The sequence below is a fragment of the Streptosporangium sp. LJ11 genome, from assembly GCF_051918945.1.
GTDB lineage: Bacteria > Actinomycetota > Actinomycetes > Streptosporangiales > Streptosporangiaceae > Streptosporangium.
In genome coordinates this window covers 1-22345 of sequence record NZ_JBPXMB010000015.1, presented here as the reverse complement: position 1 = coordinate 22345, position 22345 = coordinate 1, and the positions used below count along the sequence as shown (strand labels likewise).

Sequence of the window (22345 nt, the reverse complement as noted above, 5' to 3'; positions counted from 1 at the left end):
AGGTGGCGGCTCACATGGCTGCCGATGTCCCCGCCCGCGGCACCGGCGCGGGACCGCGGGTTCCTTATCTGAAATTTTCACGGCTCGACGAGAGGTTCACGCAGTTCGCCTGCTCGCCGGCCCGCCTCGTGCTTGACCCGGCCGCCGGGACGGAACCACACTCCGCTGGAGTGTCACCCCTCCGCGCGACCACCTGAGTGGTCCACCTCGCCGTCGCACCCGCACGCCGGTTCGTAGCGGGAAATGTTAACGCCAACAATTTTGGGAGCCGATAGCAGCCGCTCATGTTAGCGGTAACACGATCAACGTTCATCCCATGACGACGCCGGGGACCGGCGCCGAGTGGGCCGACGGGACTCAGAAGGCGCGGATCAGCACCAACGGGCAAAAGGACGAGACATGACGCAAGATCAGAATGAGCCCGCAAGCGGCGAGCGAAAGCCGCTGAGCCGGAGAACCATCCTGACGACGATGGGGGCCCTGCCGGTCCTCACGGCCGCGACCACGGTCATGGGAGCCTCGGAGGCCGTGGCCGCCACGGCGGTCATCAATCCGTCGGCGCAACGGCAGACGATCCGGGGCTTCGGCGGCATGACCTTCGCGTCCTGGATCGGCGACCTGACGGCTGCCCAGCGGGAAACGGCGTTCGGCACCGGCGAGGGCCGGCTCGGGTTCTCCGTGCTGAGGATTCCCGTCCCCGAGAACCAGGCGGACTGGAGCCGCGATGTGGCGACGGCGAGGCGCGCGATCGAGCTCGGGGCGACGGTCATCGCGTCGCCGTGGAATCCCCCCGCCGGCATGGTCGAGACCTTCGTCCGCGGCAGCCAGACCAATGCGAAACGCCTCAGGTCCAACATGTACGGGGCCTACGCCCAGCACCTGAACGACTTCAGCACGCACATGCGGAACAACGGGGTGAACCTGTACGGCATATCAGTGCAGAACGAGCCCGACTACGCGCATGACTGGACGTGGTGGACTCCCGCCGAGATCCTCCGGTTCATGCGGGAGAACGCCGGCTCGATCAACACCAGGGTCATCGCGCCCGAGTCCTTCCAGTACCTGAAGAACATCTCGGACCCGATCCTCAACGACCCCGTGGCGCTCGCCAACATGGACATCCTCGGCGCTCACCTCTACGGCACGCAGTTCTCGAACTTCCCCTACCCCCTCTTCAAGCAGAAGGGCGCGGGCAAGGAACTCTGGATGACCGAGGTCTACCTCCCCAACAGCACCGACTCAGCGGACACCTGGCCCCAGGCGCTCGACGTGGGGGAGCACATCCACCGCGCCATGGTGGACGCCGAGTTCCAGGCGTACATCTGGTGGTACATCCGGCGCAGCTACGGCCCCATGCGGGAGGACGGCCAGATCAGCAAGCGCGGCGCGATGATGGCGCACTTCGCCAGGTTCGTCCGCCCCGGATATGTGCGGGTCGACGCGACGGCGAACCCGGCGTCGAACGTCTACGTCTCGGCGTACCGGGGCGGTGACTCCTCGGTCGTCATCGTCGCCGTCAACAAGGGCACCTCCGCGGTGAGTCAGCAGTTCACCGTGGCGAACAGCACCGGATCATCCAGTGTCTCGTCCTGGCTGACCGACGCGAGCAGGAACGTCGCGCCCCAGGGGGCGACCACCATGTCGAACGGCTCCCTCACCGTCACGCTTCCCGCCCGAAGCGTGATGACCTTCGTGACCAGCCTGGGCTCCAACCCCACCCCGACCCCCACCCCGAGTCCCACCCCGACTCCGACGCCCACCCCGACGCCCGGCACCGGGCCCCGGGTCGCCTACGCGATGAGCCCCTGGAACAACGGCTTCACCGCCAACATCAGCATCACCAACACCGGGACCTCGACGATCAACGGTTGGACGCTGGTCTTCACCCTGCCCTCCGGCCAGTCCATCACCTCGGGCTGGAACGCCACCTACTCGCCCTCCAGCGGTCAGGTGAGCGCCCGCAACGTCAGCCACAACGGCACGCTCGCCCCCGGAGCGACCGTCGACATCGGCTTCCAGGCCAACCACACCGGCAACACCACCGAACCGACCGCCTTCACCCTCAACGGCATCGCCTGCACCGTGGTCTGACCGGCGGGTGAAACAGCCCCTGAAGCCCGACCGGCGAAGGGGACGGGTGCGGCCTCTCCGATGAAAGGAGAGGCCGCACCCGAAAACGTCAGTTCTTGCGCACCGACCGGCGTATCAGAACGTTCTGTCACCACCGGATCCGAGACAGGGGCGTGTTTCACGGAGTCCCGTCCGCGGGGCGAACGTCAGGAAACGACGTCGACGCCGCTTTGCACCTCAGGGCGATGAGGCATATCGGTGAGGTTACGACGATGGATCTCGATCAGGACGTAGGCGGCGAAGGCGTAAGCAGGACCGTAGAAGAAAGGCGGGATGCCGACACCTGTGCCGTTCCGGTAGCAGGAGTACCAGCTGGGGAGCGACAGGTAATCGGCCGGCGGGCAGTGGGTCAGGTCCGACCAGGGGCCGACGATGTTGGCGGCGAGATTGACCACCGCGAGAGCTGCCAGGACGACCGCCAGGACCAGGGTGGTTCGATCCCGCCACCTTCGCCGGAGCAGGGCCGCCACGGCCACCATGGGTACGGGCAGCGCGAAGGCCAGCACGATGATTTCGGCATTCCACAGCACCTGCATGACGTCCATGCCGACGGAGCCCAGGTAGCCGATGCCGAGGCCCTGAGACAGAGGGAAGATCCCGATCCCGTCGATGACGTGGAAGTCGTAGTGGAAGAGGCCGGTGCTCGCGATGACCTCGCTGCCGAACCAGGCCGTGACCGAGGGAAGAAGCACGAGCAACGCAGTCACCGACCACCACCATTGGACTCGCATCCGCCCTGCTTCCCGGCACCGGTACCGCATGAGACGAAAAGCATGGCATGTTGGGCTCACCCCGGTGAGAACCGGCCTTCGACCCGGCCGGGCGGCCACCCGCGAACCGGCGTTCTCGGCTCACGACCGCCACGCGTCGACCACGTCCGCCACCGCCACCTCGACCCAGGCCGGAGACGACACCACCGGCTCTTCGTCATGACCGGCTCTTGTGCAGGGCGAAGGACACCGGCGCGGGCCGTGTACGACGACCGCCCGGCGTTTTCCGGGGAGCGGTCGACCCGCCGCACCACCGGCACGTCACCCGCCTACGGCGCCTCTTCGGCGACCGGTACCCGATTGCCCAGTCCACGGGGCATCAGCAGGAACACCTTGGGTGACAGGCGGTCCATGTCCCCGCCTCTGCCGAACACCAGGCCGGCGGCGAAGTCGACGAACTGCTTCGCCTCGTCGTCCGGTAGCGCGGTGAGGTCCATCACCACCGGTACGCCGGTACGGAAGAAGTGCCCGACGTAGATCGCTTCGTTGTAGTTCTGGGGACGTAGTGTTTTGACCACCGGACAAGTCTCCACCGTCCGTCACGCCCGTCAAGGCGCCTTCCGGGGCGCGGGACGGCACGTCGCCGGTCCCGGCTCTCACCGTGAGCGCGGCGTTCGCCGGGATCGATTCCTGTGACGTGCTGCTCGTCCCGGGAGGTCCTGGGAGCCGGGCGCCGCTCGACGACGTGCTTCTCGGCCGTTCGACGCCGGATCCCCCGCCAAGGCGTCGCAGGCCGCGAAGGATCTCCTCGCGGAGAGAACCCGTTGATCTCACGGGGTGCGGCCCTGTGGAATCGTGAACCCGTTGATCTCACGGGGTACAGCCCTGTGGAATCGTGAACCCGCTGACCCCTTGAACCCACCCGCGTCCCCGGGAGTGATCGCGTGAACGAGTCCGGCCGGCTTCTTCAGGTCATCGTGTGCGCGGCCGGTGCCGCCCGGGACGTCGGCCGTCTCGTCACCCTCGCCCAGGACGAGGGCTGGACCGTCCAGGTCGTCACCACCCCGTCCGCGCTGGACTTCGTCGACGTCCCCGCCTTGGAACGGCAGACCGGACGCCCCGTCCGCAGCCGGTACCGGACACCGGACGAGCCCAAGCCCCCGCGAGCCGACGCGATCATCGTCGCCCCCGCCACGTACAACACCGTCAACAAGTTCGCCCAGGGCATCGCCGACACCTACGCCCTCGGCCTCCTCGCCGAAGCCCCCGGCCTCGGCATCCCCGTGGTCGTCCTGCCCTTCGTCAACGACGCTCTCGCCACCCGCGCGCCGTTCCGCCGGAGCGTCGAAGGACTCCGGGCCGAAGGCGTCCGTGTCCTGCCCAGCGCTTCCGAGTCCGACCCGGCCGACACCGGAGACGAGAGCGGGGAGGGCCACCCCTGGGCCCTCGCTCTCACGGAGATCTCAGGAAAACAGGCTCGCCGGACGCGCGCTGATCGGTCATAGTGAGCGGCGAGGAACCGGCGCCATGAGACGCGTCGATTCTCCGCGATTATCGGTCTGCACCAGAATCTCATTATGTGTCCACAGTCATTGTGCGACGTGAAATAACCATCGATTCTCATGCTTCCGGTCTGTTCCGATGTTCTTCGTCTCCCGGCCGGGGATTCATATGTCATCGGGCTTCCGGGTCTTACAATGACCACCGGAAGGAAGGACGGTGGGATCTGGAAGGCTCAGGAAGGCAGCGGCCCGGTGTGGTGGTCGATCCCGGGCTGCCGCCCGAGGTCGCGGGTTTGTTTCGCGCGAATCCATCCCTGCTCAAACGCATACGGGCAGGTTGGAGGCCGCTGGAGAATCCGCCGAGGAGATCCGCGGTTCTCCCGGCCGTCGCCGGTATGTTCGCGGCGGTCGGCTTTCTGGCGGTGCTTTCCTTCGAAAAAGGGGCCGGGCTCGGAATCCTGCTGCTCGTCATGCTCGCGTACTTCGTTTTCGCGGCGATCAGGGCCGCGAGGGATTCCGAGGAGAGCGACAGCCCGGAGCAGGAACTGTTCGAGCTCGCGCACCGCTACCGCGATTCCTACCTTCTCCCCGACGACTTCGACGCCGCCGCGAGCCGCCTGCTCGGCCGGGCGCGGCTGGCGGTCGACTCCGTCCTGCGATCGCGCGTCAACGCCGAGGGACTGCTCGACGACGTACGGAACGCCGTCATGCTGCCGCCGCAGGAATGGGAGGTCGCACGCCTGCTGGCCAAGCTGTCCTCCCTGCGTGGAGAACACCGCGATCTCATGCGTGGCGGGGTCGCCCAGGAGGTGGCGGCCGCGATGAAGCCGCTGGAGCGCGTGCTCGCCGGCAGCGAGAGCGCCGTCACCGCGAGGGTCGAGGCGCTCGAGCGTTACGCGGCCCATGTCGCCGACGCCGAACGTGCCTACCGGGCCCGTGGCCAGATCGAGGCGCTGGTGGAGCGGTTGCCCCGCTACGAGGAACTGCTCGCCGAGTCGGGGGCCGACGGCCTGAGCATGCCCGAGATCGGGCATCTCACCGGCGAGGCCGACGAGCTGGAGCAGGCGTTGCGCGCGAGCATCGGTTCGGCGCACGAGCTGTTCCACCATCTGGACGGCCCGGCGCCGTCCGGGTGAGGGGCATCGGATGATCACCTGCCACGCGGGCCGGCGGGCCGGGGATCAGCCGAACAGGCAGTAGGCGGCCGTCGCGTCGTCGTGGATTTTCGTCCGGGGCCAGCGGGAGCCCTCGGGGTCGGTGTGCTCCGCCTCGCGGACCCGGCGGATCAGCTCTCCCGGGCCGGACCGTTCGAGGGTGTCGAGGGCCTCACGCCAGGTGGCCAGCTCGAACCGATCGACGAGCCGGGAGGCTCCGTCGCTGAGCAGGGCGACCGCCCGTACCCGGTGGGAGGGGAGCGTGCCGGTGAGCGACTGCTCGGCGGTGAGCGGGTCGACGGCGGCGATCCAGAAACCGCCCTCGCGGTTGCGATGGTCCCGCATGGCCTCCACGTACTCCCGATGCGCGGTGACACGCTCGGAACTTCCGTAGGCGAGGCCGTCCATGGTCGACCGGTGCGCCCTGCCGATCTGATCCACCCGGTCGTCGCAGACGACCGTCGGCTCCGCCTGGCCGGTCACGTCCAGGACGAGGACGGAATCCGCCAGGACGAGGAAGTCCAGGTCGCCCGCCGTACGGCGAACCATCACCACCGTGGCGGACGGTGATCCGGGATGGGTGAGGTCGCAGACGAAGTCGTGGAGGGAGGCGACGGCCTTTATCCCGTTCGCGAGTATCTCCGTGAGCGTTCCGGTGTCCTGCGTCATGCCCGCGAGGAGGGTCGAGCCCAGGGAACGGACGTACCAGCTGACGCCGTGATCGCACCCGGACTCCGCCCCCGCCGGGGTGCCCGCGCCGTCGAGGAGGACGAAGGCGTCCGGGGTCGCCCCGAAGAAGTCCTCGTTGTCGTCGTTGCCCGCTGTGTTTCCGGCGTTTCCGGCGTTTCCGGCGTTCCTGGCGTTTCCGGTGTCCGCGTTCTGTCTGCCGGGTGCCGCTTCGGTGGCGAAGGTGATGCGCATCGGTTCGGGGCTCCTCGTGCTGGACGGGCCCGCGCTGGACGGGCGTGCACGTTTCCCTCACGAGTTCCCCCGTTGGAACGGCGTATTCCCGCGCGCCCCCCCACCCGGACATCCCTCGCGGTGTACCTCCGTGACGCACCGCCACGACGTCAGTAAGAGGGCTCCGAAATCGACTCGGCTCGATAGACGTCCATCGGTCCCTCGTCGTCCTCGTCCACCCCCACCTTCCTCAGCAGCAAAGTCCGGCTGCCGATTTTCAGGGAACGTTCACCGTTGATCTCCGTGGACGCGAACACCGTGACCGCGTGACCGTGCATATCGCGCACCTGGTCGTATTCTGGTCCGTCAGGAATGTCTAGCTTGATGCGCCTCGTCTGGAATGTCACTCTCCCAGTGTGAAAGCCTCGGCCCCGAAAATCGATCGTGCGCGTGACGATATTTGGCATCATTTTCGACGGGAAAGGTATGGGCGCCCGGCCCCCTCCTCGGTCCGGGCCTCGCGAGGGCCGTAGTCACCGAGACCGCCGTGGGCCACCAGGAGCGGAGATCGCTAGGGCAGGGGGTCGATCCCGATGTTCTGGTCGTACTGGATGAGCTCCGCCCCGCGATCGGTGAGGATGGGCCAGCGGGTGGCGCGGGCACACCAGACGACGTGTCCGGCCGTGATGTCGCGCGACCCGTCGAGGATCTCCGCGATGTCCCCCACCTTCCCGTGGGTGAAGTCGTCGATCCTCACGCCGGGCGTCGTGACGAGCTCGAACAGCTCCTCCTGGGTCGAGAGCGGGGAGATGGACAGGACGGCCGCGAGGCTGGTGGCCGGGACGCATATCCCGCCGCCACGGAAGAGACACATGGCGGCGACGCTCCGGGAGTATTCGGTCTTCGCCACCGCGATGTCGACCAGTGCGCTCACGTCGAGCACTCGACCGGGAAGCATGGCTCAGCGCCTCCGGAAACGGCGTATGCCGATCTGGCCCCACTCCGCCTCGGAGAGCTGGTCGACCCCGAGGGAGTCGGCCGCCGTGTCGAGGTCTTCGCGATGCAGGTTCCAGCGGTGCATCAGGGTGATCACGTGAGGTTTGTTGCCGATCTCTCGCTGGACGGCCGCGTGGAGCACGTCGGCGACCCGGTTTCCGGTCAGTCGCGCCTTACGGGAAAGCGCCTCATAATCCGCTTTATCCAGCTCTATGGTGATAGATGTATCGGAAGTCGGCGTGCCGATCGCCTTTTGTCCTTCTCTGAGCTGGAGATGGGCCAGCCACAGCGGAACCGAATCCGACTCTTGTCTGGCGCCATCGTGATCATTCGATGATGGTTTTTCCGATCCTGTGCCGTCTCGCCATGCCGGCATGGAGTGGGCCATGCGTTCGACAGTAGCTGTGAATTGTCGATTATGGCAGCACTTCTGGGCCAAAGGTCATCACTACAGGAACCCGGGCGGCTGAGCGGTGGGATCGGTGGGAACAGTGGGATTCGTAGGAACGGCGGGCGCCGAAGGGCCGGTGGGCACGGAGGGGTCGGTGGGAGGGGTGGGGGTGGGCGCACCGGGGGTGGAGGTGGGGGCGGCCGCGCCGCAGAACCCCATGGCCCGCCGTTGCTCGGCTATCTGGTCGACCGGGGCCTGGTAGGTGAGCCGCTCCTCGGGTGAGGGCTCGTACCGCCACGTACCGCCCTCGAAGGCGAAGTCGAAGTCCGTCGAGTCGTCGAGCCGGGTCGCCTGGACCCTGGCGAGGTCGCCGGTGATCGTGACGGTGGCGATGGTGAGCGGGGAGTTCGGCAGGATCGGGGGGCAGATCTCGAACAGCCGCACATACTCCTCCCGGGCGATCAGTCCCTGCGCCTCGGTGGTCCACAGGTCCCAGAAGTCGCCGTACAACCCGCTGCTGTAGGCGTCGAGCGCCGGTTGGACGGCCTGGCGGACCGAGGCCTCCGAGTGCTCGCCGCCGCGCGCCGGGGTCGCCGCGCTCGGTGGCGACGAGGGAGGGTTGAACACCATGAAGACGGTGACGACGGCCCCGATGGCCACGCCGATGGCCATGACGACCATCACGACCAGCCCTCGTCCCGTCTCGCCCCGCGGCGGCTGGCCGTACTGCGGCGGATAGCCCACGTGCGGTCTCCGGGGAAATGGCAAGAGCGGATGAAGGTGATCATAACGTCCGTGGTTCTCGGCTGACCACGGTCATCGCGTACCCGGAAGGGGAGCCGACATAATGCGCGCGTGATTCAGACGATCGGTACGGCCGTCGCCGTCTTCGCCGGTACCAACGTGGACGACATCATCATTCTGACGGTGCTCTTCCTGGCGTCCAGAGCGGGGGGCGTTCCCCGCCCCTGGCAGATCGTCGTGGGCCAGTACGCGGGCATCGCCGCGCTGGTGGCCGTCTCGGCGGCGGCGGCGCTCGGCCTCGCGGTGGTGCCGGACCGCTGGGTGGGACTGCTCGGCCTGGTGCCGTTCGGCATGGGGGTGTGGGGGCTGGTCAAGGCCGGGAGAGCCGGGAAGAACGGCGACGGCGACGGCGACGACGGGGCACCCCGGGTCGCCTCGGGCGTGCTCTCGATCGCGGGGGTGACCATCGCGAACGGGGCCGACAACATCTCCGTCTACACCCCGATGCTCCGCACGATCGGCCCGGCGTCCGGCGCCGTCACGGTGGCCGTGTTCGCGGTGCTCGTCGCGGTCTGGTGCGCGGCGGCCTCCTGGCTCGGGTCGCACAGGAAGGTGATCGCCCTGGTGGAGCGGACGGGGGCGTGGCTGGTGCCCGTGGTGTTCATGGTCATCGGCGCCGTCATCGTGGCGGAGTCGATATTTAGATAAATATCGACAAATCACCCGAATCTAGGGCAAACGTACTGGGGAATTACTTACCATGCGAGACCATTTGCGCTTCTATCGGCATCGATGGTTCAAAGTGTGGATCGCCCTGATCGTTCTGTCCTTCTCGCTCATCGCCATGATGCAGGCGGCCGGCAACCAGGCGCTCCTGCCCGCGGCCTTCTTCTACGGGGCCGCGGCCGGGCCCCTCGCCCTCCTGCTCGCCATCCACGACCGTATCCACGTCGCCACCAGCGTGCCGCCCATGACGCTGATGGGCATGTTCCTGTTCGGCGGAGGCGTCGCCCTCCTGCTCGGCGGCTACTTCGACGCGCTCTTCATCTCCGAGAAGAACAGCACCTCGATCCTGCGGGTCGGCTGGATCGAGGAACCCGCGAAACTCGTCCCGCCCCTCGCGGTCGCGCTCACCGGCCGTCACCTCACCAAGGCCGCGGGGGTCGCGCTCGGCCTGTCCTGCGCGACCGGGTTCGCGATCATGGAGTCGATGGCCTACGCCTGGAAGAGCATCGCCAACCACGACGGTGCCGTGGGCGCGGGTACGGTCCTCTTCCTGCGCGGCCTCAGCACCCCCTTCAGCCACCTCGTCTGGACCGGCCTGGTCTGCGCGGTGGCCTTCGGGGCCTGGCAGGTCAGAAGGCGCGCGGTCGTGACCCTGCCCGTCGTCGTCGCCTTCGTCGCGGCGGCCACGCTCCACTCGCTCAGCGACGGCCTGCTCGTCCTGGACATCCCCGGGCCGGCCAGGCTGCTCTTCCTCGCCGTCGCCGCGGCGAGTTACTGGCTGTTCCACCGGGCCACCCGAGATCTGAAACCGGTGCCGATCCCGGAACCGGAGCCGTCCCGGGCCTGACCTGACTGAACCGGAGCCGTTCCGCGCGTGACCTCACGGGTGCGCGAGACGGTTGCGAAGCTCGGACACGCCTCTCATCGTGCGATGTCGCGTCGATGTTCCACGTGGAACATCACACCTGCGCCAGCAGCCACCGAGGCCCGATGACCTCGGCGCCCAGTTCCGTGACCCGCTCGCGCAGCCCCCGGTCGGCGGTGACGACCAGGACGCGTTCCCAGGGGCGGGCGTCCCGTACGGCCTGGACGACGGCGTCGTCCCCGCTGCCCGGTGCGGCGATCACGGAGACACCGGGCGCGGGGGCGGTGTCGCGGGCGGCACCCTCGACGACCGCGGTCAGCCTGGGGAACCAGCGGGCCAGCACCGGGGCGCGGTCGGGCGCGGTCACCCGGCCGTCGGCGGCACGCGCGCCGACCTCGGCGAGCAGCTTGGCCGCCGCCCCCGCGCGGTCCCGCCACCAGCCGTGCTCGGCGCGGGCGCCCACGATGTTGGCGACGTCGAGGACGACGAGGGAGGGGGCGAGCGCGAGGCCGACGACCGGCCAGGTCGCGGCGAAACCGGGGTGGAGGTTCTTGGCGGTGATCTCCTCGGCGGGAACCCAGCGCAGGTCGTCGCTCTCGGTGCTGGCGGGGATCGCGCGCAGCAGCTCGGCGGCCTCGGCGATCACGGTCTCGAAGGACCAGCCGCCGTGATCGTCGAGGTAGACGCCCTGGACCCGCAGACCGGTGCCGTCCAGCGCGGCCTCCTCGAAGGCCTCGCGCAGGGCGGTGTCGATCGTGTCCTCGTGGCTGTCGCGGGCACCGCCCGGCAGCCCCCAGGTGCCGCCGTGGTGACTCCACGCGGAGCGTTTCTGCATCAGGACGCGGGGGCCGTCCGTGGCGTCGTGATGGACGGCGAGCAGGCCGGCCGCGCCGTGCACCCCCCAGTGCCGGTGCCCGAGATCGCAGCGAGCCCATCCGTCCCCGTCCCCGGCCGTCATGGACCAATGATGCATCAGGGCACGGACGCGTACTCCCCGCCCCCGGCCACCGGGGAGACACCGGTGGCGGAGGAGGCCGTCGACAGGCGGAAAAGCATTAATGGCGCTATGTCGTAATCCGACATACTGGCCGCCTTGATCCTCGTTGAAGGACTCCCATGCACTCGAGCGTCTACCCGAGCGCGTTTTTCGCGCCCGTTCGCTTTCTGCGGCCGATCCGCGCGTACGCGACCGTCGCCCTCACCCTGATCGCGTTGAGCTCGGTCGCCTCCGCCGGCGCCTCGACGCTGTTGCTCGTCTCCCGGGAGGGCTGGTCGTGGCTGACGGTCCGGCAGTGGAACGCCCTGTACACGCTGCTCCTCTCCCCGGCCGTCCTTCTCTTCTCGATCATCCCCCTGCTGGCGGGCATCGCCTTCATATGCTGGCTGTTCCGCGCCCGGGGCAACGCGTACGCGATCTCTCCCGGGGTCTTCCACAGGTACGCCACGCCGTTCCTGGTGTTCGGGTGGTTCGCTCCCCTCGTCAACCTGTTCGTCCCCAAGGGGCTCGTCGACGACATTCTGACCACCTCCCGGCCCGGCGGGCTGCGGCCGGGAACCGACCTCTACCGGGGACGCCGCTCGGGTCTGGTCTGGGCGTGGTGGCTGACGTGGCTGCTGTGGACGGTGATGGAGGTGGCGTTCGTGGCTTTCGGGAACGCGGGAATGACCGCGCTGGAGACCATCGCCCTGGTCGCCTGCGTCCCGCTGCCGATCGTCACGGGCGTGCTCGCCGCCCGGGTCGTCCTGACGATCACCAAGCTTCAGGAGACCGCCCGTGCCGGCCTGCCGGCGGGGGGACGGCCCCTGAAGAGGCCCGGGCCGCCGGTGGGGTCCTACTTGGGGCTCACCACTCTCGTCGTGCGTGACTACGACGAGGCCATCGGCTTCTATCTCCACGTCCTCGGCTTCGAGCTTCTGGAGGACACGCCTCTGGGCGGCGGCAAGCGCTGGGTGACCGTCCGCCCACGTGGCGCCCGGGAGACGGCTCTGCTCCTCGCCCGCGCCGACGGCCCCGAGCAGGAGGCCCGGATCGGGGACCAGACCGGCGGCAGGGTCGGCCTGTTCCTGCACACGGACGACTTCGCCCGCGACTACGAGCGGCTGCTGTCGGCGGGCGTCGTCTTCGAGGAGGCCCCGCGCAACGAGCCCTACGGCCGGGTCGTCGTCTTCCGGGACCTGTACGGCAACCGCTGGGACCTGCTCCAGCCCGCCGACGTCTCACCGGCGTACGGCTGAGCCCGGTCCCCGCCGACGCCCCCTCGAACAGCGGCCCGGGACCACCGGACGAGCGCTTCCGCGAGTCTCAGTTCCCGCCCTTGGAGAAGTGCTGGTAGTCCTTGATCCCGGACCAGTAGCCGCCCCACTCCCAGCCTCTCTGCTGGAAGGCCTTGACCACGCGGTCGCCCGGGTTGATCACCCCGGGAGCCCGGACGGGGCGCTTGAAGAACTTGCGGGCGTTCTTGTGGGACCCCGTGCCGTTGGCGTATATGTACGGGTTCTCGCGCGGGTTGATGTCGACGGCCAGGCCGTAGGCGTGCCTGGACCAGCTGCTCGACCCCTCCGCGGGGCGGCAGTTGAAGGCCGAGGTGTTGTCGTCGTCGATCGAGGCGTAGTCGTCGGCCTTGTAGACGTCGACGAGCCGCATCTTGTAGATGGGCCAGCGCCAGGCGTACAGGCGGCGGAAGACGGCGACGATGTCGTCGGTCGCGGACTTGTTCACGACCAGCTCGCCGGTGTGCGGCTTGTCGTCGAAGCCCCAGTAGGTCATCGTGATCAGCCGCAGGTCGCTCACCGGGACCGGGCATCCGGGCCGCCACGAGTATTCGAGCCGTTCGCGGGGGACCCGGGAGACCTTCGCGGAGAACGCCGGCGGGCCCGTCGGGGTCGGCGACACGGTGGTGGACGGGCCGGTCGTCGGCGTCGCGGCGGTCGGTTCCGGGGCGGACGCACCGGTGGCGGACGAGGATGCCGGGATCGGCGCCGAGGTGGCCGGAGGCGCGGCGGGGGCGGGCTGGGAGGCGGCCGTGCCACACGAGGCCGCCGCCAGGCAGCCGACGGTCGTCGCGAGCACGGCCCGCGTGCGGATCGTGAATCTGGAATCTGACACGTGCCGCCCCCTCAGAAAAACGGACAAAAGCGACAAAAAGTCATTGTAGGTGACCGGCTATCCGAGGTGAGAGGCGGCCGCCGCGGCGATCCACTCGTGGGCGATCACGGATTCCGGTGGCCAGGGCGTGCCGTTGACCACGGCCACCAGCTCCCAGTATCGCCCGGCGCGCGGGTCGTGCTCCGCGTAGTCCCGTACGACCGACTCCGGGGCGCGCCTCTGCGCTCCGGCCAGGACCGCGACGAGCTCGGCCACGACGGGCGCGGCGGCCTGCGAGTCCGGGGCCACCCCGTCCCGCGCCGCGGCCAGCGCCGTCTTCGTGACCAGGGTGTTGGCCTCGTGCCAGGCCGCCACGTCGATCTCGGAGGCGTTCTCCCAGAAGTCGCCGCTCATCTCGCGCAGCGCGGCGCGGAAACCGTCGTCGGCGAGCAGCTCGGTCAGCTCCAGCCAGGCGTCGAGCTGCTCGATGCCCGGCTCGTCGGGCAGGTCGGGCACCATGGCCTCGCGCAGGCCGCCGAGCCACTCCTGCTTGACGGCGTTCTCGCCGGCGACCTCGTCGACGAACTCGTTCACCAGCGCCGCCGTCTCCGCCGCGCCGAGCCGCCCGAGGGCGTTGAGCCGGCGCAGGTCCTCGTCGGCGGGTTCGTCCCGCTCCAGGGTGGCCCTGAGCACCGCCCGGGTCCGCTGCAGCGCCCTGATCTGCGTCTCCACCGTACGCAGGTGCAGGGAGAGCACCTCGCCCAGGTCGCGGTCGCCGAGCGACCTGATGGTCGCCAGGTCGACGCCGATCTCGCGCAGCGTCCTGACGAGCTCCAGCCGCCCGCGGTCCTCGTCGCCGTAGAGGCGGTAACCGCTCCGGGTGCGGCCGCGCTCGGGGAGCACCCCGATGTCGGAGTAGAAGCGGATCGTCTTCACCGGCAGCCCGGAGAGTCTGGCGAGCTGTCCGATCGTATAGCTCATGACCTCGATTATTCCGTTGAGTTTCCAGTTACGGGAGACTTTAGCTTGGCGGGCATGTCGAAGAAGGTAAGTCGGATCGCGAAACTGCAGCTCCCGGCCGGTGAGGCCGGTCCCGCCACCGTGGGCAAGGACCTGGGCCCGCTGGGCCTGAACCTCATGGAGTTCTGCCGCCGGTACAACGCGGCCACCCAGGACCGGCGGGGGTTCGTCGTCCCCGTCGTCGTCACCGTGTTCGAGGACCGCTCGTTCGAGCTGGCGATCAAGATGCCCACCACGGCCTCGCTGATCCGCCGGGCCGTCGGCCTGGACCGGGGCGGCTCCCGCCCCGGTCACCAGGCGGCGGGAGTGATCACCCGTGCGCAGCTGAGAGAGGTCGCCAGGACCAAGCTGCCCGACCTCGACACCGCCGACCTGGACCAGGCGGAGAAGATCGTCGCCGGCACCGCGCGCTCGATGGGGCTCACCGTCCGGGACTGAGTCACCCGCACGCGCCCGCGCATCCCTGCCGCGTCCCCACGCGTCCCCGTCCGTCCTCCTCCGTCCCCGTCACGTCCCTGTACATCCCTTTGTGTCCCTCGTGCGGCCCGGTGCGGCTCCCGGTCTGATTCGTGGCGGCTCGGCGCGGGGTCCACATTCCTTGGGAAGGCTTTTCACCGAAACGTATCGCGCCTGTGTTCGAACCCGCGCTACAGTCATGGGCACGGGATCGAACACGGGTTCGGGCTGACGTTCTCGCAGGTGAAGGGGTGTGCCATGGCGATGCTCGCGGTGCCGCCGACGGCGTGCCCCCCGCTTCCCCGGTCGCCGGCGGAGCGCGGCGCGACACGCCGTAGCACTTTCTACGGAATTCTAAGCCGGCCGCTATATCCCGTCATAAAGTCCGAGAGCGTGGACCCCGTGCGCAATCCCTACGCTCCCGGTGCCGGACAGCGCCCCCCAGAGCTCGCCGGTCGCGACCGCGAGCTACAGCAGTTCGAGATCGTTCTGGAACGGGTGGCCCGAGGGCGCCCCGAGCGCAGCATGGTGGTCACCGGGCTGCGCGGCGTGGGCAAGACCGTTCTGCTCAACACCTTCAAGTCGATGGCCATGCAACGGCTGTGGGGCACCGGCAAGATCGAGGCCAGGCCCGACCAGTCGATCCGGCGCCCGGTGGCCGCCGCCCTGCACATGGCGGTCAGGGAGCTTGCCCCGAGGCATCGGGCGCCCGAGCGCATCGAGGAGTTCCTCGGCGTGCTCAAGGCGTTCGCGATGCGCGACCCCTCCGCGGCCAAGGGCACCTCGCACTGGTCGCCCGCGATCGACGTGCCCGCGGGACGGGGGCGCGCCGACTCCGGAGACCTGGAGATCGACCTCACCGAGCTGTTCGTCGACGCCGCCGCGGTCGCCACCGACCTGGGTGTCGGCATCGCGCTGTTCATCGACGAGATGCAGGACGTGCAGGCCCCCGACGTCTCGGCGCTCTGCGCGGCCTGCCACGAGCTCTCCCAGAGCGGCGGCCCGCTGATCGTGGTCGGCGCGGGGCTGCCGCACCTGCCCAGCGTGCTGTCGGCCAGCAAGAGCTACTCCGAGCGGCTCTTCCGCTACGCCAGGATCGATCGTCTCGACCGCGAGGCGGCCGACCTGGCGCTCATCGCCCCGGCCGAGAGCGAGGGCGTGGAGTTCACCCAGGACGCCCTCGACGCCCTCTACGTGGCCGCCGACGGCTACCCCTACTTCGTCCAGGCGTACGGCAAGGTCGCCTGGGACCTGGCACTGCGCAGCCCGATCACCGCCGACGACATCAGGGTCTCCGCGCCGGAGGCCGAGGAGGAGCTCGCGGTCGGCTTCTTCGGCAGCCGCTACGAGCGGGCCACCCCCGCCGAGCGCGACTACATGCACGCCATGGCCGCCATCGGCGACGAGCCCGTCGCCACCGCCGAGGTGGCCGAAGGGCTCGGCCGCAAGCCGTCGAGCCTCTCCCCGGCTCGCGACAGCCTCATCAAGAAGGGCCTGATCTACAGCGCGGAACGCGGGCTGATCGCGTTCACCGTGCCGCACTTCGGAAAGTTCCTGCGGTCACAACCGGTCTGACTGAACATTTGTTCGATATGATGCGAGGGAGACCCTAGCCCTCTATATGGCTCTCTAGTGGGGAAGCTAGAGAGCCATATAGAGCTCAATCATGCTGCCCTAGGAAAATCTAGGGTTCTCTAGTGTCCAGCCGATATCGGCAGAGATTCCGGCAGAGTTCCGGTCCTCACCGGCTGCCCGTCAGAGCCGACCATGGCGACCCGCACCGCCGGGTGCCGCCCGCTCAGGTAGATCGCGAAGACCACGTCGACGGGGTCGCCCGCGTGGCTGTTGCCCGGATAGACGAAGAACCGCCAGCACAGCTCCCGCCAGCTGTCGACCGGGTCCTTGCTCAACAGCACTTCCTCGTGTGAGCGCCAGACCGCGCTCGACCGCAGCCGCCCGAGCGCGGAGGCCGGGTCGAGGCGGCGCTGCTCGCAGGGTGCCCGGTAGCGGAGCCTGGCGACCGTCTCCTCGATCTCCGGTGAGAGCGCGGCGAGCACCAGCAGTCCCGTGAGCGTGGCCGGCGCGTGCGCCCACGTCAGGTCCGCCATCGCCACCCAGCCGGGGATCTCGGGCGTCCAGACCAGTCCCAGGGACATGGCCGTCAGCACCATGGTGCGTCCCAGCGACCGCCGTCCCACCGGGAGCGCGCTCACCTCGCCGAAGCAGCCACAGCCCACGTCCGGGCGACGGCGCCGCAGTTCCCACAGGACGTAGGTGGAGACCGCGAAGAACCCGCCGATTCCCCATCGGAAGAGCGGATGGCCGGTCAGCAGCAGCCCGCTCCCCAGGAACAGTTCTCCGAGCGCGCAGCCCAGCATCGCGGGCGCGCGCCAGCGCTCGGGCACCAGCACGGCCGGTCCCAGCCTGCTCAGCATGCCCGGTTCGGCCTCGCGCACGACCGTCCAGATCTTCGCGACCGTACCCGCGGCCAGCAGCAGGAACACGACCGGCAACTGCGCGGCGGCGATCGTCGTCAGCATCTGTGTCACCCCATTCCAAGCCGGGCGTTGAAGCACCCGGTGGTCAGGTCTCCGCCGAGTTCCACGAAGGAGCTCGGGGACAGTTCCAGGATCCGGCCGCGCGGCGAGGTGCCACATTCCAGGCACCGATCGCAGAACCGGCCGGCCAGGCAGCCGCACGCCACGATCGGCAGGACCGAGGTGCGCCCGGCGCACACGTTGCGCACGTTGAGCATCGACCCCAGCGCCAGGTAGGGCAAGCCGGCGCAGGACACCCCGGTGTCGTCGCACGCCGTGTCGGCCCGCTCCAGCATGGGGTAGGCCACCCCCTGCTCCCCGCAGTCGAAGGTGTCCGACCAGGTGGCCGTGCCCGAGATCCGCGACTGCACGCCGACGTAGCCGGGGGGCGGTGGCGGCACGGCCGTCCACCGGTAGGGCGGCTGCGAGGTCGCGGGCAGCCGCGCCAGTGCCGTGCCGTCCTCACGGACCCCGATGGCGTCGAACAGGTAACCGGGTTCGAACTGCGGGTGCCTGACCCGCAGCCGCCCGGAGGACCGGTAGGGGATGACGATCGTGCGCCGCCCGCGGTGCGGCCCGCAGTACAGCTCCACGGTGTGGTCCTTGCCCTCGGAACCGATCGACTGGATCACTCCGGTGATCCTGGTGATGTCCGCCCAGATCCGGTCCGCGACCCGGCCGGCCCGCAGCGCCTTGATGATCACATTGGACCCCGGGGAGAGGTCGGCGGGGTTGACGGCCTCCCCGCGCCAGGCGGTCGCCCACGGTGCGATGACGAGCCGCTCCTCGTCGCCGTCAGGAGTGTCGATGACGATCAGGTGCGGGCTGACGTCGAGGATCGTGCCGCTGACCGCCTGGAAGAGCTCACCTTCCGCGGGGAGGGGACCCGGTTCCTGAACGGTCCGGCCAAGCGCGGCGGCCGCCAGCGTACGGCGGCGATCGGCGCTGCGATAGGGCATCGTCGCTCCCCAGTTCTGCAAGGTGTCGCAGCCAGCGTCACACGCTTCGCGGAATCCCGCTGTCCGCTCCACCAATAATCACGGCAGGTGTCCAACCGGGTACTAAAGTTCCCCTCCCCGGTAGAACGCATTGGTGTCTGCCTGATGACAAACCGCTATCTAAACCTTCTTGTAGGCTCCATCGCCCATCGAAGCTGATCTTTACCGTTGACGGGATGAAATATAGATTTCGGTTCAGCCGCAGTATGGGATCTGGCTGCGATTCTGGCCACCATACGCACCTGGAGCACAGGCTGGTGATCGCGGTGGCCGGCGGGACCGACGAGGAGTTCCGCGAGTATGTCGTTGCTCGCGGCCCGGCACTGCTGCGTGCCGCCCACCGGCTCACCGGGCACCCGAGCGACGCCGAGGACCTGCTGCAGGCGGCGCTGGTGAAGACCTACCTCGCCTGGGACCGCATCCAGGACCGTACCGCCCTGGACGGTTACGTGCGCCGGGCGATGGTCAACATCAACATCTCCTGGTGGCGGCGGCGCAAGCTGGAGGAGTATCCGTCGAGCGAACTCCCCGAGCCGGTCGTCGCGAGCGCCCAGCACCTGCCCGAGCGCGTCGAGCAGGCCCTCGACCGGTTGCCCACCCGGATGCGGGCCGCCGTCGTCCTGCGCTACTACGAGGACATGACCGAGCCGGAGATCGCCAAGGCCCTGGGTATCAGCGTCGGGACGGTCAAGAGCACGGTCTCCCGGGGGATGGCCAAGCTCCGGGGCGACCTCACCTCCGAACCGCGGCATCTGGAACCGCAGATCTGAGGTGGCCGGCACGCCCCCCGCCGGTTCGCCTGCGAACCTTCACCGGCGCACCTTGTGCGGGAACCCCCGCCGGTTCGCCCGTACGGAATCTCTACCGGTCGCCCACGGGTCTCGTAAGGACTCGCGCACCCGGCGGGGGACTCGCACGGAACCTGTGTGGAACTCGCGGGACTTCGTGCCGGATGGACGCGTCACTCGGACGAGATGAGCGTGGTCTCCTCCGCTTCCGGCCGGAGGTCCTCCGCTCCCGCGGTGGCGCACGGTCGTACGGCGTCGCGAATGGTCCGCAGGGTGTCGAGGAAGGTCTCGAGCTGCGCGGGAGGGAGAAGCCCGGTGAACCAGGTGTCGATGTCGATCAGGTGTTGCGGGAGGACGCCGCAGAGCCGGTCGGCACCGGCCTCGGTGATGGCCGCGTAGGAGGCCCGCCGGTCGCTGGAGCACGCCTGCCTCGTGACCAGTCCCTCGCGCTCCAGCCGGTCGACGACCCGGGTCGTCCCGCTCGTGGACAACCCCGTCTGCGCCGCCAGGTCGCTCATCCGCAGCCGCCGCTGCGGCGAGCGCGCCAGCCTGATCAACGTCTCGAAGTCGATCTCTGAGAGCTTCGCGGCGACGAAGGACTCATGCGTCTTCGCTGAGATGCCGGTGTAGACCTCGGCAAGGAGGCCCATCGCCGTCAGCCGGGAGTCGTCGAAGTGGTTCACTCTCATCACTCTACCGGACAGTAGTTGACGAGAGGAATATTCCTCGTGTAGAAATCTGTTGACGCAAGCATCCACTCGGCAACACCTCTTCGGGAGCAGAAAAATGACCACTCGGACCTGGGAGAACCTTCAGATCCCCGCCCCGGGCACCTACGCTCTGGACGTCGCCCACACCCAGATCGGCTTCGTCGTCAAGCACATGATGGTGAGCAAGGTTCGCGGTCAGTTCAACGAGTTCGCCGGCTCCGTCACCATCGCCGAGAACCCCCTGGACTCCTCCGCGCAGCTCTCGATCAAGACGGTGAGCATCACCACCGGCGCTCCCGACCGTGACAACCACCTGCGCAGCGACGACTTCCTCTCCGTTGACAAGTTCCCGGAGCTGACCTTCCGCAGCACCCGCGTCCTCGGCCACTCCGGTGACGAGTTCACCCTCGTCGGCGACCTCACCATCCGCGACGTCACCAAGCAGGTCGAGCTCACCGTGGAGTACGGCGGCGCCGGCACCAACCCGTGGGGCCAGGACGTCTGGGGCTTCTCGATCAAGACCGAGATCGACCGCGAGGAGTTCGGCCTGACCTGGAACCAGGCGCTGGAGACCGGCGGCGTCCTGGTCGGCAAGAAGATCAAGATCGAGATCGAGGGCGAGGCCAACCCGGCCGCCTGATCTTCGTGACCACCCGAGGTCTCTCCCGTCCCGGCAGGCGGTGGGAGGCCTCAATGGTGTCCACTTGTTGAGATGTGGTGTCTCGCGAACTGGGAATCCACAGGATTTCCACCGTGCTCAGCTGCGGACTCCTCAGTTTGTCCACAGGGGCGGGGAGAGTTATCCACTACTTGTGGATAACTCTCCCCCAACTCTTGCCCGAGACGCGATCGTCAACCGCTTTGCCGCCTTGCCTGATGGCCGGTACTCTGTGCTGAGCCGAACGGCAACCAGGAGGCTTCGCCTAGTCAGGTCTATGGCGCCGCACTGCTAATGCGGTTTGGGTTTACCGCCCATCCGGGGTTCAAATCCCCGAGCCTCCGCAGATCAGAGGCCCTCTCCCGAGTCTTGGGAGAGGGCCTTTTTGATCTCTGAACCCTGTCAGGGTTGCAGTTTGGGTTGCAGTTCTCACGCGTCGCCCCAGAGGGCGGCTCCCATGCGGGTGCTCGCGTCCTGCATCAACGCGCCGGCCACGTGGGTGTAGCGCTCGGTGGTGGTCACCCGCGCGTGGCCGAGGATCTCCTGTACGACGCGGATGTGCACACCTTGTTCCACAAGGAGTGTTCCGGCCGTGTGACGAGCGTCATGGAGTCGTGCGTCACGGACGCCCGCCCGCTTCAGGAGCGCTTTCCACGCCTTGTAGTCCTCGCTCCGTTCCATCGGCCTGCCATGCCGGGTGGTGAACACAAGATCATGTTCTTCCCACGGATCTCCCGCCTTTTCCCGCTCGGCCGCCTGTGCGTCGCGATGAGCCCGCAGGAAAGGCAGTAATTCGGGGGGACATTGAAGGGTGAGCTTGCTCCGGCCCTTGCGCTGACGAAAGATCATGCCGCCACCCGTGCGCCTGGGGCAGCGATCGGCGTGACCGGTGCAGTCCTTGGGACATGTGCGCTTCGGGCAGACGTGACCGTGCCTCTTGCATGCTTTGGCGCAGTCCGGCCGGTGCTTGTGCTCGGTGCACCTCTTCTTGCACGGCCAGCGATGCCACTCCTTGCCGCACTCGTGGGGGTCGTCGCAGCCGTGTTCCCATGGCTTGCGCTGCACCTGATACCACGCCTTGATGACACCGGTTTCCAGGTCGACGAACGACCACCGCAGCCCGAGCGCTTCCCCCTGGCGGATCCCGAGCGACAGCGCGACCGACCACCTCGCCGCGTTGCGCCTGGTTTTGGCGGCTTCCAGAACCTTGCGCGCCTCATTGCGGGTCAGCGGCTCAAGGTCAGGATCGTTGGCCACCGGTGCGTCGATCAGCGTCGCGACGTTCTTGGCCACCTTGTTCCGGCGAATCGCGATCTTGAGCGCGCGGGAGAGAATGCGATGGATCTTGAGCACGGTGCTGGGCGAGAGCCCGCTTTCCATCATGGTCGAATACGCCTGGTCGAGGTGCTCCGGCGTGAGCTTGTCGAGCCGGTGACGGCCGAGCAGTGGCTTGATCCAGTGCTCCGTCTTGGACCGGTAGTCGTCGAGCGTCCGGGGAGCCATCGTGCCCGAGGCGACGAGCCGAGCACAGATCACGTCGAGATATTCGGCCATCCACTCGGCGAGGGTAGGCGCCTTGCCCGGCTTGCTGACCTGGCCCGCCTCACGCTCCTTTTCCAGCTTGGCAACGCGGGCGGTCACCTCGGCTTGGGTCTTGCCCTTACGGTGCCGGCGATCGGGTGAACCGTCCGGCTTGACCCCGACAGTGACCCACCCGTGCCACTTGCCGTCCTTACCGAGGTAGATGGAAGAACGGCCGTTGGGCTTCCTGGTCGCCATCACGCCGCCTCGTCATGTGAGAGACCCGCTTTGGCCTCCAGGGCACGCGCGAACTCGTGAAGCGCCCACCGGGGACCAGTCGATATCCCTCGTCCTTGATCGACTTCAGTTCGCCGGACTTGATCAGTCGGAAGACGGCGGTACGGCTCATGCCGAGCATCACGGCGGCGTCCTTGGGCCGGTAGAACAGTGGTTC

At 68.3% G+C, this 22345-nt stretch carries 25 protein-coding genes and 1 tRNA gene; 11 read left to right on the top strand and 15 right to left on the bottom strand.

The window, feature by feature from the left end:
• Positions 1-471: 471 nt before the first annotated feature.
• On the top strand, positions 472-2091 hold the full coding sequence (locus ACTOQ3_RS22200; protein ID WP_440085261.1) for a cellulose binding domain-containing protein: 1620 nt from the start codon (positions 472-474) through the stop codon (positions 2089-2091).
• A gap of 185 nt (positions 2092-2276) precedes the next feature.
• Here the strand turns inward: ACTOQ3_RS22200 and ACTOQ3_RS22195 are convergent, their stop codons facing one another.
• Together ACTOQ3_RS22195 and ACTOQ3_RS22190 are read right to left on the bottom strand one after the other, a co-directional pair.
• Complete coding sequence (locus ACTOQ3_RS22195) at positions 2277-2837, bottom strand: hypothetical protein (protein WP_440085260.1); 561 nt, start codon at positions 2835-2837, stop codon at positions 2277-2279.
• A 332-nt stretch (positions 2838-3169) separates the two neighbouring features.
• Positions 3170-3418 (bottom strand): cell division protein SepF, encoded by a 249-nt coding sequence (locus ACTOQ3_RS22190; RefSeq protein ID WP_362688623.1) that lies wholly within the window; start codon positions 3416-3418, stop codon positions 3170-3172.
• 366 nt (positions 3419-3784) lie between these two features.
• Between ACTOQ3_RS22190 and ACTOQ3_RS22185 the strand changes: the two genes are divergently transcribed.
• Both ACTOQ3_RS22185 and ACTOQ3_RS22180 read left to right on the top strand, forming a co-directional pair.
• Positions 3785-4345 carry a flavoprotein gene (locus tag ACTOQ3_RS22185; RefSeq protein ID WP_440085259.1) on the top strand — a complete coding sequence of 187 codons (561 nt, stop codon included), beginning with the start codon at positions 3785-3787 and terminating at the stop codon, positions 4343-4345.
• Positions 4346-4737: 392 nt separating this feature from the next.
• Complete coding sequence (locus tag ACTOQ3_RS22180) at positions 4738-5478, top strand: hypothetical protein (RefSeq protein ID WP_440085258.1); 741 nt, start codon at positions 4738-4740, stop codon at positions 5476-5478.
• Between the two features lie 45 nt (positions 5479-5523).
• Here the strand turns inward: ACTOQ3_RS22180 and ACTOQ3_RS22175 are convergent, their stop codons facing one another.
• The 5 genes from ACTOQ3_RS22175 to ACTOQ3_RS22155 all read right to left on the bottom strand — a co-directional run bounded on the left by ACTOQ3_RS22175 (position 5524) and on the right by ACTOQ3_RS22155 (position 8527).
• Complete coding sequence (locus tag ACTOQ3_RS22175) at positions 5524-6417, bottom strand: protein phosphatase 2C domain-containing protein (RefSeq protein WP_440085257.1); 894 nt, start codon at positions 6415-6417, stop codon at positions 5524-5526.
• 149 nt (positions 6418-6566) lie between these two features.
• Complete coding sequence (locus ACTOQ3_RS22170; RefSeq protein WP_440069583.1) at positions 6567-6803, bottom strand: hypothetical protein; 237 nt, start codon at positions 6801-6803, stop codon at positions 6567-6569.
• 164 nt (positions 6804-6967) lie between these two features.
• The gene (locus tag ACTOQ3_RS22165; RefSeq protein ID WP_440085256.1) at positions 6968-7354 is read right to left on the bottom strand and encodes a hypothetical protein; all 387 of its coding nucleotides are present in this window, start codon (positions 7352-7354) and stop codon (positions 6968-6970) included.
• Between the two features lie 3 nt (positions 7355-7357).
• On the bottom strand, positions 7358-7780 hold the full coding sequence (locus tag ACTOQ3_RS22160) for a hypothetical protein (RefSeq protein ID WP_440085255.1): 423 nt from the start codon (positions 7778-7780) through the stop codon (positions 7358-7360).
• Between the two features lie 60 nt (positions 7781-7840).
• Positions 7841-8527 (bottom strand): hypothetical protein, encoded by a 687-nt coding sequence (locus ACTOQ3_RS22155; protein ID WP_440085254.1) that lies wholly within the window; start codon positions 8525-8527, stop codon positions 7841-7843.
• A 111-nt stretch (positions 8528-8638) separates the two neighbouring features.
• Here ACTOQ3_RS22155 and ACTOQ3_RS22150 point away from each other — a divergent pair, with 111 nt between their 5' ends.
• Together ACTOQ3_RS22150 and ACTOQ3_RS22145 are read left to right on the top strand one after the other, a co-directional pair.
• A complete protein-coding gene (locus ACTOQ3_RS22150; protein ID WP_440085253.1) occupies positions 8639-9235 on the top strand; it encodes a cadmium resistance transporter in 597 nt (198 codons plus the stop codon).
• A gap of 52 nt (positions 9236-9287) precedes the next feature.
• Entirely contained in the window at positions 9288-10100 is an 813-nt protein-coding gene (locus ACTOQ3_RS22145) for a PrsW family glutamic-type intramembrane protease (RefSeq protein WP_440085252.1), read from the top strand.
• 112 nt (positions 10101-10212) lie between these two features.
• Here the strand turns inward: ACTOQ3_RS22145 and ACTOQ3_RS22140 are convergent, their stop codons facing one another.
• Positions 10213-11076 carry an NUDIX domain-containing protein gene (locus ACTOQ3_RS22140; RefSeq protein ID WP_440085251.1) on the bottom strand — a complete coding sequence of 288 codons (864 nt, stop codon included), beginning with the start codon at positions 11074-11076 and terminating at the stop codon, positions 10213-10215.
• A 158-nt stretch (positions 11077-11234) separates the two neighbouring features.
• Between ACTOQ3_RS22140 and ACTOQ3_RS22135 the strand changes: the two genes are divergently transcribed.
• Positions 11235-12353 carry a DUF4328 domain-containing protein gene (locus tag ACTOQ3_RS22135; protein ID WP_440085250.1) on the top strand — a complete coding sequence of 373 codons (1119 nt, stop codon included), beginning with the start codon at positions 11235-11237 and terminating at the stop codon, positions 12351-12353.
• Between the two features lie 67 nt (positions 12354-12420).
• Here the strand turns inward: ACTOQ3_RS22135 and ACTOQ3_RS22130 are convergent, their stop codons facing one another.
• Positions 12421-13224: a M15 family metallopeptidase gene (locus ACTOQ3_RS22130; RefSeq protein ID WP_440085249.1), complete on the bottom strand. Its 804-nt coding sequence runs from the start codon at positions 13222-13224 to the stop codon at positions 12421-12423.
• A gap of 57 nt (positions 13225-13281) precedes the next feature.
• Positions 13282-14184 carry a MerR family transcriptional regulator gene (locus ACTOQ3_RS22125; RefSeq protein ID WP_440085248.1) on the bottom strand — a complete coding sequence of 301 codons (903 nt, stop codon included), beginning with the start codon at positions 14182-14184 and terminating at the stop codon, positions 13282-13284.
• 54 nt (positions 14185-14238) lie between these two features.
• On the opposite strand from ACTOQ3_RS22125, the gene rplK reads away from it, so the two are divergent.
• Both rplK and ACTOQ3_RS22115 read left to right on the top strand, forming a co-directional pair.
• Positions 14239-14661: a 50S ribosomal protein L11 gene (gene rplK, locus ACTOQ3_RS22120; protein ID WP_440085247.1), complete on the top strand. Its 423-nt coding sequence runs from the start codon at positions 14239-14241 to the stop codon at positions 14659-14661.
• Positions 14662-15081: 420 nt separating this feature from the next.
• On the top strand, positions 15082-16254 hold the full coding sequence (locus ACTOQ3_RS22115; protein ID WP_425581868.1) for an AAA family ATPase: 1173 nt from the start codon (positions 15082-15084) through the stop codon (positions 16252-16254).
• 119 nt (positions 16255-16373) lie between these two features.
• Here ACTOQ3_RS22115 and ACTOQ3_RS22110 read toward each other — a convergent pair whose 3' ends face one another.
• Positions 16374-17219 (bottom strand): MauE/DoxX family redox-associated membrane protein, encoded by an 846-nt coding sequence (locus ACTOQ3_RS22110; protein ID WP_440085246.1) that lies wholly within the window; start codon positions 17217-17219, stop codon positions 16374-16376.
• 5 nt (positions 17220-17224) lie between these two features.
• Positions 17225-18175, bottom strand: a complete 951-nt coding sequence (locus ACTOQ3_RS22105; RefSeq protein WP_440085245.1) for a hypothetical protein — start codon at positions 18173-18175, stop codon at positions 17225-17227.
• Between the two features lie 296 nt (positions 18176-18471).
• On the opposite strand from ACTOQ3_RS22105, the gene ACTOQ3_RS22100 reads away from it, so the two are divergent.
• Positions 18472-18984, top strand: coding sequence for a SigE family RNA polymerase sigma factor (locus tag ACTOQ3_RS22100; RefSeq protein ID WP_440085244.1), 513 nt, complete (start codon positions 18472-18474; stop codon positions 18982-18984).
• A 191-nt stretch (positions 18985-19175) separates the two neighbouring features.
• Here ACTOQ3_RS22100 and ACTOQ3_RS22095 read toward each other — a convergent pair whose 3' ends face one another.
• Positions 19176-19691: a MarR family winged helix-turn-helix transcriptional regulator gene (locus ACTOQ3_RS22095; RefSeq protein WP_440085243.1), complete on the bottom strand. Its 516-nt coding sequence runs from the start codon at positions 19689-19691 to the stop codon at positions 19176-19178.
• Between the two features lie 97 nt (positions 19692-19788).
• Here ACTOQ3_RS22095 and ACTOQ3_RS22090 point away from each other — a divergent pair, with 97 nt between their 5' ends.
• Both ACTOQ3_RS22090 and ACTOQ3_RS22085 read left to right on the top strand, forming a co-directional pair.
• On the top strand, positions 19789-20352 hold the full coding sequence (locus ACTOQ3_RS22090; RefSeq protein WP_440085242.1) for a YceI family protein: 564 nt from the start codon (positions 19789-19791) through the stop codon (positions 20350-20352).
• A 272-nt stretch (positions 20353-20624) separates the two neighbouring features.
• A tRNA-Ser gene (locus tag ACTOQ3_RS22085) sits at positions 20625-20714 on the top strand.
• 85 nt (positions 20715-20799) lie between these two features.
• Here the strand turns inward: ACTOQ3_RS22085 and ACTOQ3_RS22080 are convergent.
• Both ACTOQ3_RS22080 and ACTOQ3_RS22075 read right to left on the bottom strand, forming a co-directional pair.
• Positions 20800-22149, bottom strand: a complete 1350-nt coding sequence (locus ACTOQ3_RS22080) for a tyrosine-type recombinase/integrase (RefSeq protein WP_440085241.1) — start codon at positions 22147-22149, stop codon at positions 20800-20802.
• Positions 22103-22345, bottom strand: a 243-nt coding sequence (locus ACTOQ3_RS22075) for a helix-turn-helix domain-containing protein (protein ID WP_440085240.1), incomplete at its 5' end; no start/stop codon positions are given. The genes ACTOQ3_RS22075 and ACTOQ3_RS22080, both read right to left, overlap by 47 nt.

Excerpts from the sequence above, each read along its gene's own strand:
- ACTOQ3_RS22200 (WP_440085261.1), top strand. The coding sequence starts at position 472 with ATGGGGGCCCTGCCGGTCCTCACGGCCGCGACCACGGTCATGGGAGCC.
- ACTOQ3_RS22180 (WP_440085258.1), top strand. The coding sequence starts at position 4,738 with ATGTTCGCGGCGGTCGGCTTTCTGGCGGTGCTTTCCTTCGAAAAAGGG.
- ACTOQ3_RS22175 (WP_440085257.1), bottom strand. The coding sequence starts at position 6,417 with ATGCGCATCACCTTCGCCACCGAAGCGGCACCCGGCAGACAGAACGCG.
- ACTOQ3_RS22165 (WP_440085256.1), bottom strand. The coding sequence starts at position 7,354 with ATGCTTCCCGGTCGAGTGCTCGACGTGAGCGCACTGGTCGACATCGCG.
- ACTOQ3_RS22160 (WP_440085255.1), bottom strand. The coding sequence starts at position 7,780 with ATGGCCCACTCCATGCCGGCATGGCGAGACGGCACAGGATCGGAAAAA.
- ACTOQ3_RS22145 (WP_440085252.1), top strand. The coding sequence starts at position 9,288 with ATGCGAGACCATTTGCGCTTCTATCGGCATCGATGGTTCAAAGTGTGG.
- ACTOQ3_RS22140 (WP_440085251.1), bottom strand. The coding sequence starts at position 11,076 with ATGACGGCCGGGGACGGGGACGGATGGGCTCGCTGCGATCTCGGGCAC.
- ACTOQ3_RS22135 (WP_440085250.1), top strand. The coding sequence starts at position 11,235 with ATGCACTCGAGCGTCTACCCGAGCGCGTTTTTCGCGCCCGTTCGCTTT.
- ACTOQ3_RS22125 (WP_440085248.1), bottom strand. The coding sequence starts at position 14,184 with ATGAGCTATACGATCGGACAGCTCGCCAGACTCTCCGGGCTGCCGGTG.
- rplK (WP_440085247.1), top strand. The coding sequence starts at position 14,239 with ATGTCGAAGAAGGTAAGTCGGATCGCGAAACTGCAGCTCCCGGCCGGT.
- ACTOQ3_RS22110 (WP_440085246.1), bottom strand. The coding sequence starts at position 17,219 with ATGCTGACGACGATCGCCGCCGCGCAGTTGCCGGTCGTGTTCCTGCTG.
- ACTOQ3_RS22105 (WP_440085245.1), bottom strand. The coding sequence starts at position 18,175 with ATGCCCTATCGCAGCGCCGATCGCCGCCGTACGCTGGCGGCCGCCGCG.
- ACTOQ3_RS22095 (WP_440085243.1), bottom strand. The coding sequence starts at position 19,691 with ATGAGAGTGAACCACTTCGACGACTCCCGGCTGACGGCGATGGGCCTC.
- ACTOQ3_RS22090 (WP_440085242.1), top strand. The coding sequence starts at position 19,789 with ATGACCACTCGGACCTGGGAGAACCTTCAGATCCCCGCCCCGGGCACC.
- ACTOQ3_RS22080 (WP_440085241.1), bottom strand. The coding sequence starts at position 22,149 with ATGGCGACCAGGAAGCCCAACGGCCGTTCTTCCATCTACCTCGGTAAG.